12 protein-coding genes and 1 pseudogene are annotated in these 15,606 nt (G+C 49.6%); 11 read left to right on the top strand and 2 right to left on the bottom strand.

Going from position 1 to position 15,606, the window contains the following annotated elements; genetic code table 11:
* Positions 1 to 143 precede the first annotated feature (143 nt).
* Positions 144 to 1,169, bottom strand: coding sequence for a LacI family DNA-binding transcriptional regulator (locus K7P76_RS13540; protein WP_232185832.1), 1,026 nt, complete (start codon positions 1,167 to 1,169; stop codon positions 144 to 146).
* Positions 1,170 to 1,610: 441 nt separating this feature from the next.
* On the opposite strand from K7P76_RS13540, the gene K7P76_RS13535 reads away from it, so the two are divergent.
* From K7P76_RS13535 to K7P76_RS13525, 3 genes are all read left to right on the top strand, one after another.
* Complete coding sequence (locus K7P76_RS13535; RefSeq protein WP_232185831.1) at positions 1,611 to 2,927, top strand: sugar ABC transporter substrate-binding protein; 1,317 nt, start codon at positions 1,611 to 1,613, stop codon at positions 2,925 to 2,927.
* 81 nt (positions 2,928 to 3,008) lie between these two features.
* A complete protein-coding gene (locus tag K7P76_RS13530) occupies positions 3,009 to 4,301 on the top strand; it encodes a carbohydrate ABC transporter permease (protein WP_232185830.1) in 1,293 nt (430 codons plus the stop codon).
* Positions 4,298 to 5,128: a sugar ABC transporter permease gene (locus K7P76_RS13525; protein WP_232185829.1), complete on the top strand. Its 831-nt coding sequence runs from the start codon at positions 4,298 to 4,300 to the stop codon at positions 5,126 to 5,128. The genes K7P76_RS13530 and K7P76_RS13525 overlap by 4 nt, the downstream gene beginning before the upstream one ends.
* Before the next feature lie 390 nt (positions 5,129 to 5,518).
* Here K7P76_RS13525 and K7P76_RS13520 read toward each other — a convergent pair.
* Positions 5,519 to 7,254: pseudogene (locus K7P76_RS13520) on the bottom strand (alpha-glycosidase).
* 263 nt (positions 7,255 to 7,517) lie between these two features.
* On the opposite strand from K7P76_RS13520, the gene K7P76_RS13515 reads away from it, so the two are divergent.
* The 8 genes from K7P76_RS13515 to K7P76_RS13480 all read left to right on the top strand — a co-directional run bounded on the left by K7P76_RS13515 (position 7,518) and on the right by K7P76_RS13480 (position 15,587).
* The gene (locus K7P76_RS13515) at positions 7,518 to 8,093 is read left to right on the top strand and encodes a DUF1802 family protein (RefSeq protein WP_232185828.1); all 576 of its coding nucleotides are present in this window, start codon (positions 7,518 to 7,520) and stop codon (positions 8,091 to 8,093) included.
* Between the two features lie 185 nt (positions 8,094 to 8,278).
* A complete protein-coding gene (gene sufC, locus K7P76_RS13510) occupies positions 8,279 to 9,058 on the top strand; it encodes a Fe-S cluster assembly ATPase SufC (protein ID WP_232185827.1) in 780 nt (259 codons plus the stop codon).
* Positions 9,059 to 9,076: 18 nt separating this feature from the next.
* Positions 9,077 to 10,381, top strand: coding sequence for a Fe-S cluster assembly protein SufD (gene sufD, locus K7P76_RS13505; RefSeq protein ID WP_232185826.1), 1,305 nt, complete (start codon positions 9,077 to 9,079; stop codon positions 10,379 to 10,381).
* Positions 10,382 to 10,383: 2 nt separating this feature from the next.
* Positions 10,384 to 11,613: a cysteine desulfurase gene (locus tag K7P76_RS13500; protein WP_232185825.1), complete on the top strand. Its 1,230-nt coding sequence runs from the start codon at positions 10,384 to 10,386 to the stop codon at positions 11,611 to 11,613.
* On the top strand, positions 11,597 to 12,046 hold the full coding sequence (gene sufU / locus K7P76_RS13495) for a Fe-S cluster assembly sulfur transfer protein SufU (RefSeq protein ID WP_232185824.1): 450 nt from the start codon (positions 11,597 to 11,599) through the stop codon (positions 12,044 to 12,046). The genes K7P76_RS13500 and sufU overlap by 17 nt, the downstream gene beginning before the upstream one ends.
* 18 nt (positions 12,047 to 12,064) lie before the next feature.
* Positions 12,065 to 13,462 carry a Fe-S cluster assembly protein SufB gene (gene sufB, locus K7P76_RS13490; RefSeq protein WP_232185823.1) on the top strand — a complete coding sequence of 466 codons (1,398 nt, stop codon included), beginning with the start codon at positions 12,065 to 12,067 and terminating at the stop codon, positions 13,460 to 13,462.
* A 224-nt stretch (positions 13,463 to 13,686) separates the two neighbouring features.
* Positions 13,687 to 13,920 carry a hypothetical protein gene (locus K7P76_RS13485; protein ID WP_232185822.1) on the top strand — a complete coding sequence of 78 codons (234 nt, stop codon included), beginning with the start codon at positions 13,687 to 13,689 and terminating at the stop codon, positions 13,918 to 13,920.
* A gap of 389 nt (positions 13,921 to 14,309) precedes the next feature.
* A complete protein-coding gene (locus K7P76_RS13480) occupies positions 14,310 to 15,587 on the top strand; it encodes an ABC transporter substrate-binding protein (protein WP_232185821.1) in 1,278 nt (425 codons plus the stop codon).
* Positions 15,588 to 15,606: the final 19 nt, after the last annotated feature.

Genomic DNA, 15,606 nt, shown 5'->3' with positions numbered 1-15,606 from the left:
ATCTAGATGTAAGTATAAAGCACTTTACCTATGGTTTAAAGTGCAGTCTTAGTAAGCATTTAGACCAAATAAAACAGGATGACCCAAAGCGCAAGACACGCGTCAGGTCATCCTCCCAAAGAGGAATATAAAAGTAAGCATTCTTAGTTATACGTAACCGTTCTAAGCGACGATTCGCGCACGACGAGCCGATGCGGGATGATCTGGCGGGCCGTAATTTCGACCTGTTGGATCATGCGCAGCACCATCTGCGATGCGGTATATCCAAGTTGGTAAGTTCCGACATCTATGCTTGTAATCGGCGGCATCGTCAACTCGGACAATGCGATATTGTTAAAGCTTACGATAGCCACGTCTTGCGGAATCCGGTAGCCTAGCTCGGCAAGGCCCTTAAGCACACCGAACGCGACGACGTCATCGATCACGACTAATGCGGTAGGTGGTTCTGGCTGAGACATAATGGAAGCCATCGCCCTGTAGCCGCTTTCGAGCAGAAACTCTCCTTCGACGACCCAGCCTTCCTTGAAGGGAAGCTTCGCCTCGGCAAGCGCCTTCGTATATCCGGTCATACGGTCCTGAGTCATGGCCAGTTTAGCAGGGCCGCTGACGAATCCGATGCGCTTCTGGCCTTGTGCGATCAGATGATTGGTAGCGTCATAGGCAGCCTGCACGTTATCGTTATCGACGGAAGGGACGTCCTCGTAATCCAAGCTTCTGCCTATTAGGGCGAAGGGGACGTTCTCTTTTCTAAGGAAATGAATGATCGGGTCGGAAGAACGCGAATAGAGCAGCAACAATCCGTCGATTCGTCCTCCTCGAACAAGACGGACAACCGTATCCAGCTCCTCTTGCTCATTGCTTCCCCCCGCCATCAGCAGGTCGTATCCCGCACGGGTTAATTGGGCTAGAACCCCTCTTATTAATTCATAGAAGAAGAAGTTTAGCAGCAATTCTTCCGCCGGCTTAGGCAGAATAACCGCGATCGTCCGCGTAGTTCTGGACACTAGGCTCTTGGCCATCAAGTTAGGATGGTAACCCAGCTGATCCATGACCGCTTTGACTCTCTTGCTCGTTGCTACGCTTATTCTAGGGTGCTCCGCAATGACCCTGGAGACGGTCGAGGGAGATACTCCGGCTTTTTTGGCCACATCTTTAATGGTTACCGACATTGTGGGGATCGTCCTTTACACTTCATTTGACATTTTTATCGTATCCAAACCTGAAGTAGAAGTAAATGAAAGGCTTTAACATGGTGAATATAAGTTAAAAACATTGTGCCACACATGGCATGATTGCACAAGAATTGATTTTTTATGAAATGATGAGAAAACGAGAGTATTAGCAGGATTATGGTTAAAAAACGACTGATTATAATCTGTGCAAACGATTTACTTGTTAACGGAAAAGAGTATCATAAAGGTATCTTCAAAAGCGCTTACATTGTTTCATAAATGCCGAAAAAGCCATGATATCAACGGATTAAGTGTTTCTTGCGCTGATTTGTACAAACGTTTGCACAAGCGCAAAAAGCTGATGCATCATGGCTCTGGCCTTAGGAAGAAGGCAAGCGCGACAAAATCATTGATTGTAGAGAGGGGTATTCAAGTTTTATGAACAAACCCAAGTTATTGCTCATGTCCTTAGTATTGGCAATGGTGTTCGTCTTAGCGGCATGCGGCAGCAAAAACGATAACAACACGTCTTCTCCTAGCGCAAGCGCTCCTGCAGCCACGGATAGCGCGGCACCTTCCGCTTCCGCACCAGCCGCAGAGGAGTTCGTTCCTGAAGAAGGCGCTAAATTGGTTGTATGGTATTCCGCTAGCGAACGTGCTCTGATTGACGAAGCAGCGAAAGCATTCAAAGAAAAATACGGCGTTGAAGTTGAATATCAAGACGTTGGTCCGGATAAATCGATCGAGAAAATGATCACGGACGGACCTGCCGGAGTAGGCGCCGACGTATTTCTAGCTGTTCATGACAGACTCGGTTCCGCTGTTCAAGCTGGCGTCGTTCTTCCGAACGATATCCATTCCGAAGAGTCCGCGGCAATCAACTCCGAGAAAGCGGTAAACGCTTGGTCCATCGACGGCCAACTGTACGGCTACCCGATGTCCGTTGAGACGACGGCCGTATTTTACAACAAAGACCTGATCCCGGAAGCACCGAAAACTTGGGATGAAGTGATCAGCTTCGCTAAAACCTTTAATGACGCCAAAGCGCAAAAGTATGCTTACATGTGGGAAGTCGGCAACGGATACTGGAGCTGGGGCTTCTTCGGCGGCTACGGTGGATACGTATTCGGCAAAGACGGCACGGACGCTGCCGATATCGGCTTGAACAGCGCTGGCGCCGTGGAAGCGGCTAAATTTTTCGGAAGCCTGAAAGATCAAATCCTTCCGATCAAAGCGGCTGACATTAAAGCCGACATCAAGACCAGCCTCTTTACGTCCGGTAAGCTGGCGATGAACGTAAGCGGTCCTTGGCAGACGCAAGAATTCAAAACCGGCGTGAAAAATCTAGGCGTTATGGAGTATCCGACTTTGCCGAACGGTAAACCGATGATGCCATTTTCCGGCGTTAAAGGCTTCCTGGTCAATGCGAATACGAAATATCCGATCGCGGCGAAATTGTTCGCGCAGTTGGTTTCTTCCGAGGAATACCAAACTAAAAACTTCGAATTGTTCGGCAGCCTGCCGTCCAACAAGAACGTAGCGGCTAGCGAAACAGTAAGCGGCGATCCGTTCGCAAGCGTGTTCTTGAAACAATTCGACAATTCCACGCCAATGCCGAAAATTTCGGAAATGAACGCTTTCTGGTCGACCCATGAAGCGGCGCTGTCTTCCCTCTGGAACGATAAAGCGGATGCGCAAAAAACGATGGACGACTGGGCTGCTAAAGTAAAAGACGCTATCGCATCTTCGAAATAATCAATCGCTTCACAGAAATATATTCCATTCACCCGCCGGCCATCGGCGGGTGTAATGGCTTAAAGAAGGAGATGGCTCAGCTTGAAGCGAAATGCAGCAGCTGCGTGTTGGCTTTCGGTTTTGTGCGCGGGATTAGGACAGTGGTATAACCGGCAATACGCCAAAGGACTACTATTCGTTCTCATCCATGCTGCCGGAATTTATTTTATTACTAACCCATTGCTCCCCCATCTGAAAGGGCTCATGAGTTTGGGGGATAAAGGCCAGCATTTAGAAAAAGTCGGGAAAATATTTAAGAACGTTCCGGGCGATCACTCCGTCTTCATGATGATTTACGGAGTTTTGGCTGCCCTTGTTGTATTGCTTTTTGTTTTCATCTACATTCTGAATATTCGCGATGCCGTCGTTGTGGGCCGCAGACGGGAACAGGGCGCTGAATTGCGGAGCCTGAACAGCAATGTTTTCCCGTGGACGCTCTTGGCGATTCCATTTCTAGGCGTATTGTTCTTCACGATCATGCCGATCCTGTTTACGTCTTTGATCGCATTTACCAACTACGCCTCGCCGAATCATATACCGCCGAAAAATTTGGTGGATTGGGTCGGATTCGCGACCTTTAACAAGCTGTTTAACATGAATGTCTGGAGCAATACGTTCTTCGGAGTTCTGAGTTGGACGATTATTTGGGCGATCATGGCCACGGTAACCTGCTATTTCGGAGGCATTCTGGTCGCTCTTCTCATTAACCAGAAGGGTATCCGGTTGAAAGGTTTCTGGAGAATGCTTTTTATTGTCCCGTACGCCATTCCTCAATTCGTATCCTTGCTTATTATGAAGAACATCCTCAACGAGAAATTCGGTCCGATCAACCAGTACTTCAGAGCCTTCGGATTGGAGGGACTGCCGTGGTTGAATGATCCGTTCTGGGCAAAGGTATCGGTTATCGTCGTTAATATGTGGATCGGGATTCCGGTCACGATGGTGCTTGTCATGGGTATTCTGACGACGATCCCGCGAGATTTGTACGAAGCGGCTGAAGTGGATGGAGCGTCCGGTTGGATGCAATTCCGCAACATAACGTTGCCTTACGTCCTGTTCGCAACGGCGCCGATCCTTATTACGCAGTTCGTGGGCAACATCAATAACTTTAACGTGATCTTCCTTCTAACCGGCGGAAATCCCGCGACAATGAAGTATAACAATGCAGGGGAGACGGATCTTCTCGTGACTTGGCTGTATAAGCTGACGTTGGATTTCAACCAATACAACATCGCTGCCGCAGTGTCGATTCTTATCTTCCTGTTCATTGCCGTATTCGCCATCATTTTGTTTAGGAGAACAAGATCGTTCAAGGAGGAGGATATGATCCAATGAAACCAAGGTTATTATTCAGTTACTTGCTGCTGGTCTTAATCGGGATTGCTGCCCTTTACCCGGCTTTGTGGACGCTCTTGTCCTCCTTTAGAGTGGGGAACTCCCTGTTCAGCGATCATTTTATTCCCACTCAATGGACACTGAATCATTATCGCGACCTGTTCAGAGTGAGGGCGGATAGAGCGATTCCTTATACCACCTGGTACCTGAACACGTTAAAAGTAGCGACGGCCAGCATGATTCTGGGAACGCTTATCCAGTTGCTAACGGCGTATGCCTTCTCAAGATTCCGCTTCAAAGGCCGGAAGCCGATGCTTATGCTTGTGCTGATCCTTGGCATGTTCCCGGGATTTCTGAGCATCATGGCGACGTTCATCATTTTGAACACGCTCGATTTGCTTGATTCCATTTGGGCGCTTGTGCTCGTGTATGCTTCCGGGGCTGCTCTCGGGATGTTCGTGGCCAAAGGATTTTTCGATACGATTCCGCGCAGCTTGGAAGAAGCGGCTAGAATCGACGGAGCCGGACATATGAAAATATTCGTCAGCATTATCCTTCCGTTGTCTAGACCGATCATTACGTACATCTCGCTCACAACCTTTGCCGGAGCTTGGGTGGACTTTATTTTCGCCAGAGCCATTCTTAGAACGCCGGAGCATTGGACGCTTGCCGTAGGATTGTGGAATCTAGTTGATTCCTACAACAGCACGGAATTTACATTGTTTGCGGCGGGTTGCGTGCTCGTTGCGATTCCGATTACGCTTTTGTTTATGTACACACAACGTTTCCTTGTTGACGGATTGACGGCAGGCGCGTCCAAAGGATGAGGAAGACCATCTCGTCTTGTTTTAATTGACGGATTACTAGGGGATTAATCCCGATTACGGCACGCTGGGAGATTTCAAACAGTTTGATTATTCCAGCGTGGAGCACCCGTGGTTTGTAGATTCCGCCAAAGGCAAGGAGAGCAAATATAGAAGCCTCAAACAGCAAAAACCCCATTCCCCCTTCAGGCAACGGGGTTTTTAGCATATGGTGTATTTGGCATATCGGTTTATTGAACGCCTATCCACTCCCGCACATACAATAAATCACTTACATGAACGACTGGGGAGTGGGCTTTGGTGGGGCACGGCGGAACCTGAAGCCGGTGTTGATCGGCTTCACGGTAACGACGGTAGTCGCGATGTTCTTGATATGACGCGAAAGGCTCCATCTTACCCCACCCGAACAATCGCGTAACCGAGCGGTGGAAGCGACACCTGCAATTTCCGTCCTTTCACGACAGCCGTTCCCTCGCCGAAGACGACTTCGCAGTTCGAGCCTTGCTCTACCGGCAACGCCACCGCCTTTTTTCGCTTGCCCGCATTCAAGGCGATAACGAACTTCTCTCCATCCGCATGGCGAGCGTATGCGACCGCATGACTCCCCGGCTCCGCATGAAGCATCTCGAATGAACCGTCGCGAAGGGCTCTATGGCTGTTCCGAAGCTTCACCACCGCCGTGAAAAAAGCGAACAAATCTCCGTCCTGCTTCGCCTCGTCCCATTCCATGCATTTTCGGCAGCCCGGATCCTGCCCTCCATCCAGCCCGACTTCGTCGCCGTAGTAAATGCATGGGGTCCCCGCGAAGGTAAACTGAATGACCGTTGCCAGTTTCAACCGCCGTTTATCCCCTTTGCTAAGGGTCAGCAAACGAGGAGTATCATGGCTGCCAAGCAAGTTAAACGCGGCTTCGGTGGCTTGCTGAGGATAAGCGGCGAGCAAATAGCCGACTAGGTCCGCGAATTGGCGCCCATCCCGGGTACCACGAACGGCGTAATCCAGAACCGCTTCCGTAAGAGGGTAGTTCATAACGGCATCAAACTGGTCACCGCCCAGCCAAGGCTGGGAGTCATGCCAGATTTCCCCGAGAATATAGGCTTCCGGATTCGCTTGCTTCACGACGTCGCGGAATTTGCGCCAGAACCGGTGGTCAACCTCGTTGGCAACATCCAGTCTCCAGCCATCTACGCCGATCTCTTCGATCCAGTAGCGAGCGACGTCCAGCAAGTGCTCCTGCACTTCGGCGTTCTCCGTGTTCAACTTCGGCATATCGGCACCAAAAGCGAAAGCGTCGAAAGTCGGAATGCCGTCCCGAACTTCCAATGGGAATTCCCTAACGTGGAACCAGTCCGCATAACGGGAACTTGCCCCATTTTCCTTGACGTCTAGGAATGGAGGGAACTGACTGCCGCTGTGGTTGAACACCGCATCCAACAAAACCTTTATGCCGCGGGAATGGCAGGCTTCCACCAATTCCTTCATTTTCTCGTTGGATCTATTTTCCTATAATCGATCGTATCGTATTTGTGATTGGTCGGCGCTTCGAACAGCGGATTGAAGTAAATCGCGTTTATTCCGAGTTTCTCCAGATGGTCCAGATGATCGATAACCCCTTGCAGGTCCCCGCCGAAAAAATTGCTCGGTGTCGGCTCTTCGCCCCAAGATTCCACATTGTCCGGATCATTCGATGAATCGCCGTTGGCGAAACGTTCGGGGAAAATTTGATAAAAGACGGCGTCTTTAACCCAAGCCGGAGGCGCGAAAACATCCGCTGGATTCAGAAAAGGAAACTCGTAGTAAAGATATATATTCGCAGGTTCCGATTCGTGAAAGCCCTGTTCGTTCATCCAAAGCGTCTCGTCGCCTTCCTGCAATTTAAAGCCGTATTTTAACCTCCGGTAAGTCGGTTTGACCGCAATCTGCCAATAGTCGAACAGAGAGTCCTGCGCGAACACCTTCATCTCCGCCGTTTGGCATCCTACGATATGCCAATTGTATTTGTCGCCGTAAACTAATGAAACTTGGGAGACGTCTCCGCGTTTGGTGCGAAGGCGCAGATGTACCGTTTCGCGATCGTAGGCATAGGACCAATTGTTTTTGGGGCGGTGGTATATAGCTTCTCTTAGCATAGGTAAGCTCCTTTGGCGGAAATAGATTAGGCTACTGTTCCCTGGAACACACAAAAAAGGCACAACCCGGGAATAAGTGCTCCGAGGTTGTGCCTTAGTCATCGACCGGGCAACATGGCCTTCTAATTAATAGGTTCATTATACACTATAATTGTTCTAGTGGCATCTATTAATAAAACAGTCGATCCCCCCAATAACCTCACCTAATAACAACTGTGTTATAATGAAGACACAGAGCACGTGGAGAGGGGTTGCGAAGAGAGATGGAGCGACCGATCGCGTTAAGGGAATGGGCGGTAGCCGTTAAAGCGCTGGAGCAAGGCAGCCAAGTGATCGTGCTGCGCAAAGGCGGAATATCGGAGGAAACGAAGGAGTTCAAGCTGGAAAGTCCGGAGTTTTACCTATTTCCTTCGTTCGAGCACCAGAGGCCCGATTTGGTTAAGCCTGAAGCAAGCGAAATGGTAAGTTTAACGCAAGCGGAAGCAGCGGAGTTGTCGGACCGTGTGCGTCTGTCCTCATATGCGAAAGTCGTCGAAGATATCGAAGTAACGGACGTCGAAACGCTCCAGCAGCTGGATGAATTGCATATATGGACGGAAGATTACGCGGAAGAACGTCTGAAGTGGAAAAGAACGAAACCGCTCCACGTATTGATCCTCAGGGTTTATAAGCTGGAGAAGCCAATCGAGATTCCGATGCGGGAAAGTTACGGTGGATGCAAGTCGTGGTTATGGTTGGAGGATGCGGTTCCATCGTCCATGTCACCCGTTCTGGATGATGACAAATTCGAACATCAAGCCAATGCCGTTAGAAACCAAATCAAAATCCGAGTCACTTAGATCGAACCGGACCTCAATTTCCCAAGCGGGAAAAGGCCCGGTTTGCTTTTTTCACGTTTCTTTCATAAAATTGTATTGAGAATCATTGAGAATCAAATTAAAATGATTATAAATAAGGATTTATTATTGTCGGGATTTCCCGATTGCGTAGTATATCCTCACAGAAATTTGGAGGTATTAGGAAAATGGCTACTGAATTTGAAATACGCGGGCTGAAATCGTCTATTGAGGGTAAAGAAATATTGAAGGGCATTGATCTGAATATAAAGGGCGGCGAAGTTCATGCCATCATGGGACCGAACGGTACGGGTAAAAGTACTCTTGCATCCGCGCTCATGGGCCATCCGAAATATGAAGTAACAGACGGCACGGTTACGCTTAACGGTGAAGACGTGCTAGAAATGGCAGTGGACGAGCGTGCCCGGGCAGGCCTGTTCTTGGCTATGCAATACCCAAGCGAAATTACCGGCGTAACGAATGCGGACTTCCTTCGCAGCGCAATCAATGCGCGTCGCGAAGAAGGCAATGAGATTTCCCTCATTAAATTCATCCGCCAAATGGAGAAGAAAATGAAGGAACTCGAGATGAACCCCGAGTTCATGCATCGTTATTTGAACGAAGGTTTCTCCGGCGGAGAGAAGAAACGGAACGAAATTTTGCAAATGATGCTGCTGGAGCCTAAGCTCGTTATTTTGGATGAAATCGACTCCGGTTTGGACATCGATGCTCTTCGTATCGTAGCCGAAGGCGTGAACGCGATGCGTGCCGAAGATCGCGGATTCCTTATCATCACTCACTATCAGCGTTTGCTGAACTATATTACGCCTGATCATGTCCACGTTATGATGCAAGGCCGTATCGTGAAATCCGGCGGACCGGAGCTGGCACAGCGTCTGGAAGCTGAAGGCTACGATTGGGTTAAAGAAGAACTGGGCATCGTCGACGAGACCGTCGGCCAAGCTTAAGGAGGGGGCAAAGCATTCATGAGTACACCAACCACCTCTTTCGGCCGAGACGCGGCAGCCGCGATCGCCCGCAGCAAGAACGAGCCGGATTGGCTCGTCGCTTGGCGCGAAGAAGCAGGGGAACTGGCAACGCAGCTAGATTTGCCTAAACCCGAGAAATTACCGCTTACGCGCTGGACCTTGGATCAATATGGTGCGTACCGTCCAGGCCGGGCAGTTGCATCGAAAGCTGATTTGCCTGCCGCTATTTCCGCATTGTTGCCTGAGGAAGATAGCGGCACTTTGATCGTGCAGCACAATTCTTCAGTTATTTATACGCAGTTGTCCGATGAGCTGAAGGCGCAAGGCGTTATTCTAACGAGCTTGGAAGATGCAACACGGAACCATGAAGAGCTGCTTCGCAAACACTTCATGACCGCATACGCAAGAGATGAGCACAAGCTTGCGGCCGTACATGCGGCGCTATGGAACGGCGGAGTATTCCTTTATGTGCCCCGTAACGTTACGATCGAAACTCCGATTCAGGCGCTCCTGTTCGCTGACGATGCGGAAGCGACTTTCATGCCGCATATTCTTGTGATTGCGGAAAGCAACAGTCGCGTAGCCTTTGTGGAACAAGTCGCTTCTTCATTAGATGCGGCAACCTCCACGCTCCTGCACAACAGCGCTGTTGAAGTATTTGCTAAGTCGGGAGCAATCGTTCGTTACGCGGCCGTCCATCAAATGGATGCCAGCGCGATCGACATTGCCTACCGTCGCGCGATTCTGGACAGCGATGCTCGCATTGAGTGGATCGTCGGAGACTTGCATAACGGCAATTCCATTACGGATACCAAATCGGTGCTCAAGGGCAACGGGTCCACTTCCGATTCCAAGATTATTTCCGTTGGAACGGGTAATCAGCGCATGAGCTTGACGACGCAAGCCGTTCATTTCGGCCGTTCTACGGAGAGCAATATGATCACGCGCGCCGTTATGAAAGAAGAAGCAACAGCGATTATCAACGGCGTTACGAAGATCGAGAAGGGCGCAACCAAAGCTAATGGACAGCAGACGGAGAAGGTTCTCATGCTAAGTCCAAAAGCGCGCGGAGACGCTAACCCGATCCTTCTGATCGACGAGGACGACGTTAAAGCGGGTCATGCCGCAAGCGTCGGACAAGTGAACGCCGATCAAGTATACTACCTCATGTCTCGGGGCATTTCCCGTAAAGAAGCGGAACGCCTTATCATTCACGGGTTTCTAGATCCGGTTGTTTCGGAAATCCCGCTGAAAGGGTTGCGCGAGCAATTGCACCGCATCCTGGAAAGAAAGCTGGGCTAATTATGGATCCCATTGCACTGAAAGCGGAGTTTCCGATTCTTCATCAGGATATTAACGGTCACCCTCTGGTTTATCTAGATAACGCGGCAACTACGCAGAAGCCGCGTTCGGTTATCGAAGCGGTCAAGCGCTACTACGAGTGGGACAATGCCAACGTACACCGCGGCGTTCATACGCTCGGTTCGCGGGCAACGGACGCCTATGAAGGCGCGCGCGAGAAAGTCGCCCGTTTTCTGAACGCGCCGGCATCCCGCCAAATTATTTTCACCCGCGGAACGACGACGGCATTGAATATCGTAGCATCCGGTTATGCGCGTCAGACGCTCCGTGAGGGCGACGAAATCGTTATTACTCCTATGGAGCATCACAGCAACCTGATTCCATGGCAGCAAGCCGCTAAGGCGACGGGAGCGACGTTGAAATACATTCCGCTGCAGCCTGACGGAACGATCACGCTCGAGGACGTTGAAGCAACGGTGACGGAGCGGACGAAAATCGTCGCCATCACTTACGTGTCCAACGTACTTGGCACGATCAATCCGATTGCCAAGATTGCGGAAATTGCTCATCGCAAAGGCGCGATCATCGTCGTTGACGGAGCTCAGAGCACCCCTCATCTGAAAGTGGACGTGCAAGCGCTCGACATCGATTTCTACGCTTTGTCCGGTCACAAAATGTGCGGTCCGACGGGAATCGGGGCATTATACGGGAAAGCCCAATTGCTTGAACGTATGGAGCCGGTCGAATTCGGCGGTGAAATGATCGATTTCGTAGAGCTGTATGATTCGACTTGGAAAGAGTTGCCGTGGAAATTCGAGGGCGGAACTCCGATGATCGCCGGTGCGGTGGGACTAGGGGCCGCCATTGATTTTCTGGAGCAAATCGGACTTCACAATATCGATCAGCATGAGAAGAAGCTAACCCGGTATGCTATGGAGAGACTATCCGATATTGAGGGTTTGACGATTTACGGACCGCGTGAAGAACGTGCGGGACTCGTCACCTTCAACCTTGGAGATGTCCATCCGCACGATGTCGCAACCGTGCTCGATACGGAAGGGATTGCCGTCAGGGCAGGTCATCACTGCTGCCAACCGCTCATGAGATGGCTTCAAGTGAGCGCGACGGCAAGAGCCAGCTTCTATTTATACAACACGGAGCAAGATGTCGATCGGCTGGCTGAATCGCTGGTTAAGACAAAGGAGTTTTTCGGTTATGAGTCAATTAGATGATTTGTACCGCCGCGTCATTATGGATCATTATAAAACGCCGAGAAACCGCGGCGAGCTAGACAATGAATCTGTTACCGTCAACCTGAACAACCCGACTTGCGGCGATCGGATTTCCTTGCAGCTCCAGTTGGAGGAAGGCATCGTCCGCAACGTCAAGTTTACGGGGGAAGGCTGCTCGATCAGCATGTCGTCTGCTTCGATGATGACGGAAGCGATTATGGGCAAACCCGCCGAGGAGGCGCTGGAGATGGCGGACAAATTTTCTGCGATGATGAAGGGCGAAACCGTCGAATTTGAAGGTTATGAAGACGTTGAGGCGTTATCGGGCGTGAATAAATTTCCGGCACGGATCAAATGCGCGACGCTGGCTTGGAATGCGCTTCGCAAAGGCGTAGAGCACGGTAAAGGCAAGCACGAAGGCATTGAACAGTAAACAAGGAGGTTGACGATTATGGCTAAGCAAATGCCCGACTTGGAAGAGTACAAATACGGGTTTCGCGACGAGCATAAGGCGATTTTCCAATCCGGTAAAGGTCTAACCGAAGAAATCGTCCGTACGATTTCGGAGATGAAGGGCGAACCGGAATGGATGCTTAAGTTCCGCCTGAAATCCCTGGAGCAATTCCGTAAGATGGAAATGCCTAAATGGGGCGGGAACATGGATGATCTGGATTTCGAAGAGATCCAGTACTATGTTAAACCGTCGGAGAAACAAGGGAAAACTTGGGAAGAAGTACCCGAAGAGATCAAGGCGACTTTCGATAAGCTAGGAATTCCGGAAGCGGAACAGAAGTTCCTCGCCGGCGTGTCCGCGCAGTACGAATCCGAAGTCGTGTATCACAGCATGCAAGAAGAATTGACGAAACAAGGCGTTATTTTCTCGGATACGGATTCGGCTATTCGCGAGTACCCGGAAATTTTCAAAGAATATTTCGGTACCGTTATCCCACCCGCAGACAACAAATTCGCGGCACTGAATAGCGCGGTATGGTCCGGAGGCAGCTTCATATACGTTCCTAAAGGCGTTCAATGTACGGTTCCGCTGCAAGCCTACTTCCGGATTAACTCCGAGAACATGGGTCAATTCGAGCGTACGTTGATCATTGCCGACGAAGGCAGCTCCGTGCACTATGTAGAGGGCTGTACAGCGCCTGTATATAGCACGAACTCTCTTCATAGCGCCGTTGTTGAAATCATCGTTAAGAAGGACGCCCGCGTCCGTTACACGACGATTCAGAACTGGGCACCGAATATTTACAACCTCGTAACCAAACGGGCGGTAGCTGAAGAAAATGCAACGATGGAATGGGTCGATGGCAACATCGGTTCCAAGCTGACGATGAAATATCCTGCGGTCGTCCTGAAGGGCCGCGGCGCTAAAGGCATGGTGCTTTCCATCGCCGTCGCCGGCAAAGGCCAGCATCAAGACGCAGGCGCCAAGATGATTCACTTGGCTCCGGATACAAGCTCGACGATCGTATCCAAATCGATCTCCAAGCACGGCGGTAAAGTCACTTATCGCGGTCTTGCTTCATTCGGTCGAAATGCCGAAGGCGCTAAAGCCAACATTAAGTGCGATACGCTAATCATGGATGATCAATCGACAAGCGATACGATTCCGTATAATGAAATTATGAACGACAACATTACGCTGGAGCATGAAGCGACGGTTTCCAAGGTATCAGAGGATCAATTATTCTACCTGATGAGCCGCGGATTGTCGGATGCTGAAGCGACGCAAATGATCGTTATGGGTTTCATTGAACCGTTCACCAAAGAATTGCCGATGGAATACGCCGTCGAGATGAACCGTCTTATCAAGATGGAGATGGAAGGCTCGATCGGTTAACCTTAGCAGCAAGGGATTTCTTCTTCGTTCCAGATTACGTGTCCGCTGTGACTTTCACGCTTGCGTGCTGAAGTCGCTCGGATACGTTTTTTATTTTTTCACCGAGTATGCGGCAGAGCTTGGGACAATACATATAAATTCGCCTTTTATCAATTTTAAAATTAAGTCAAAACAGTCGCATTAGGCATACGATGGTGTATTGTAATTCGAGAGGAGATAATAAATTGTTGAATTCTTATTATCAGCAATACCCTGCCTGCGCATATCCAAATATGTACCATTTAAAAAACGAAACTTTGCAAGTAGTTGAACCTTGGGTTCAGAATGGATTAAAAGAAGCTCAAACGATATCGGTTGAACATGCTTTGAGGGAGGCGGCGGCTGTCTCTTACTTGATAGGGAAAGGATACAACCCAACCGTTGCTCATCAAATCGTGGAGTCGTGGTGGCATAAGTAGTGTAATTTTAGCACCAGAAACGGTGCTTTTTTTATTTCAAAATTCTACTATCCCGATTCCAAGAAAATATTGCCTGTAAGCGGTTTAACCCGAAATAAGGAAAAGCTATTGTAAATCGGGAATGATCATATTATACTGAATTCAGGTCATATGGTATCGATACCAGAATGAATTATCCGGTCTAAAGTCGATTCCGAAATTACGTTGCGCCACAATATGGTATCGGTACCAGAAATATTTCCAAGCTAAAAGTCCGACAGAAGGGATGGTGTCTGAAGCCGTTTTTATTTGGAAGAAGAGGACTTGGTTGAATTGGGAATGCTTAAAAAAGCACGATTTGTCGAAGGAAACTTTTACTCACACAATTTAAACAATCGGGGGTACAACAAATGAAATTCAAAGCCTTATCCGGTGCGCTTCTAGTCTTATGCTTAATTCTTGTCGTGTCAGCTTGCGGCTCCAGTAAAACAAACAATGCCGGTGCCAGTGAAAGCGCTGCGACCGGTAAAGTAACCTTAAAGCTATGGTACTGGAACGGCGCGGTTTCCGATTCAACGATCGAAGCCGCCAAAGCGAAGTTCCCGAACGTTGATTTGCAAGCAGAGAAGTTGCCTTCGGGTAATGATTATTTGACTAAATTGAAAACGACAATCGCGGGCGGCGGCAAAGGGCCCGACATCGTAGCCATGGATAGCTGGGTATCCTCGATGCTCACTTACAAAGAGAAATTCGTCAACTTGTACGACCAAGGAGCGCGTGATATCCAGCCGAAGTACTTGGATTGGAAGTGGAAGATGGCCGCGACTCCGGACGATAAGGATTTGATCGGCTTGCCGATCGATGTCGCGCCGGTCGTGCTGTATTACCGTACGGACTTGTTCGAAAAAGCAGGGGTGCCAAGCACGCCCGAAGACATCAAAAACAAAGTCAAAACTTGGGACGATTACCTCAATCTTCTGAAGCAAGTGAAGGACAAGACGGGGTCGCAATCCGGAACGATCGTGGATTTTTTCCGGAGCCTAATCGGACAGAACAGCGAAGGCAATTTTGATCTGAACGGCAACTACATCGGCGACAAAGAACATGTCAAAAAAGCTTGGGATGCATCCGTAAAAGCTTATAAAGCAGGTGTAACGTTCCCGTTCTCCAATGATGCCGAGAAAAACGCTGCGATCAACAACGGCAAAGTATCGTCCTTTACAGGAGCATCTTGGGCTGTCGGAGACGTCATCGGCGCAGCTCCAAGTACGAAAGGCAAATGGCATATCGCTTATCCGCCGGGCGGCGTCGGCAACCAAGGAGGCTCCTTCTTCGGCGTCTTGAAATCAACGAAAGCTCCGAAAGAAGCTTATGAGGTCATCAAATTCCTCGTGAGTCCAGAGAACCTGGTCATCGATTACAAAGAATTCGGAAACTACCCATCCACTCCGGAAATTTACTCTAGTCCTGAAATGGTCAATAAAAACGAATTTTTCGGTAACCAAGACCTGAGCCCGGTATTCGCGGATGCGGCGAAAGACGTTAAAGTCGCTCACACGGATTCGAGAGACGACATGGTGCTAACGGTTCTCGTCGAAGCGCTCGGTACGGTCGATACGCAGAAGAAAGATCCTGAGAAAGCATGGGCGGACGCGCAAGAAAAAATCAAACGCCAGCTTTCGCGCTAAGTTACCAAAGTCTAGAAGT

It is taken from the genome of Cohnella silvisoli (assembly GCF_021190915.1).
Taxonomy (GTDB): Bacteria; Bacillota; Bacilli; order Paenibacillales; family Paenibacillaceae; genus Cohnella; species Cohnella silvisoli.
This window is presented reverse-complemented; position numbering and strand designations above follow the sequence as displayed.

Bases quoted from the DNA above. Each gene is read 5' to 3' on its own strand.
- K7P76_RS13540 (WP_232185832.1), bottom strand. From the start codon at position 1,169: ATGTCGGTAACCATTAAAGATGTGGCCAAAAAAGCCGGAGTATCTCCC.
- K7P76_RS13535 (WP_232185831.1), top strand. From the start codon at position 1,611: ATGAACAAACCCAAGTTATTGCTCATGTCCTTAGTATTGGCAATGGTG.
- K7P76_RS13525 (WP_232185829.1), top strand. From the start codon at position 4,298: ATGAAACCAAGGTTATTATTCAGTTACTTGCTGCTGGTCTTAATCGGG.
- K7P76_RS13515 (WP_232185828.1), top strand. From the start codon at position 7,518: ATGGAGCGACCGATCGCGTTAAGGGAATGGGCGGTAGCCGTTAAAGCG.
- sufC (WP_232185827.1), top strand. From the start codon at position 8,279: ATGGCTACTGAATTTGAAATACGCGGGCTGAAATCGTCTATTGAGGGT.
- sufD (WP_232185826.1), top strand. From the start codon at position 9,077: ATGAGTACACCAACCACCTCTTTCGGCCGAGACGCGGCAGCCGCGATC.
- K7P76_RS13500 (WP_232185825.1), top strand. From the start codon at position 10,384: ATGGATCCCATTGCACTGAAAGCGGAGTTTCCGATTCTTCATCAGGAT.
- sufU (WP_232185824.1), top strand. From the start codon at position 11,597: ATGAGTCAATTAGATGATTTGTACCGCCGCGTCATTATGGATCATTAT.
- sufB (WP_232185823.1), top strand. From the start codon at position 12,065: ATGGCTAAGCAAATGCCCGACTTGGAAGAGTACAAATACGGGTTTCGC.
- K7P76_RS13480 (WP_232185821.1), top strand. From the start codon at position 14,310: ATGAAATTCAAAGCCTTATCCGGTGCGCTTCTAGTCTTATGCTTAATT.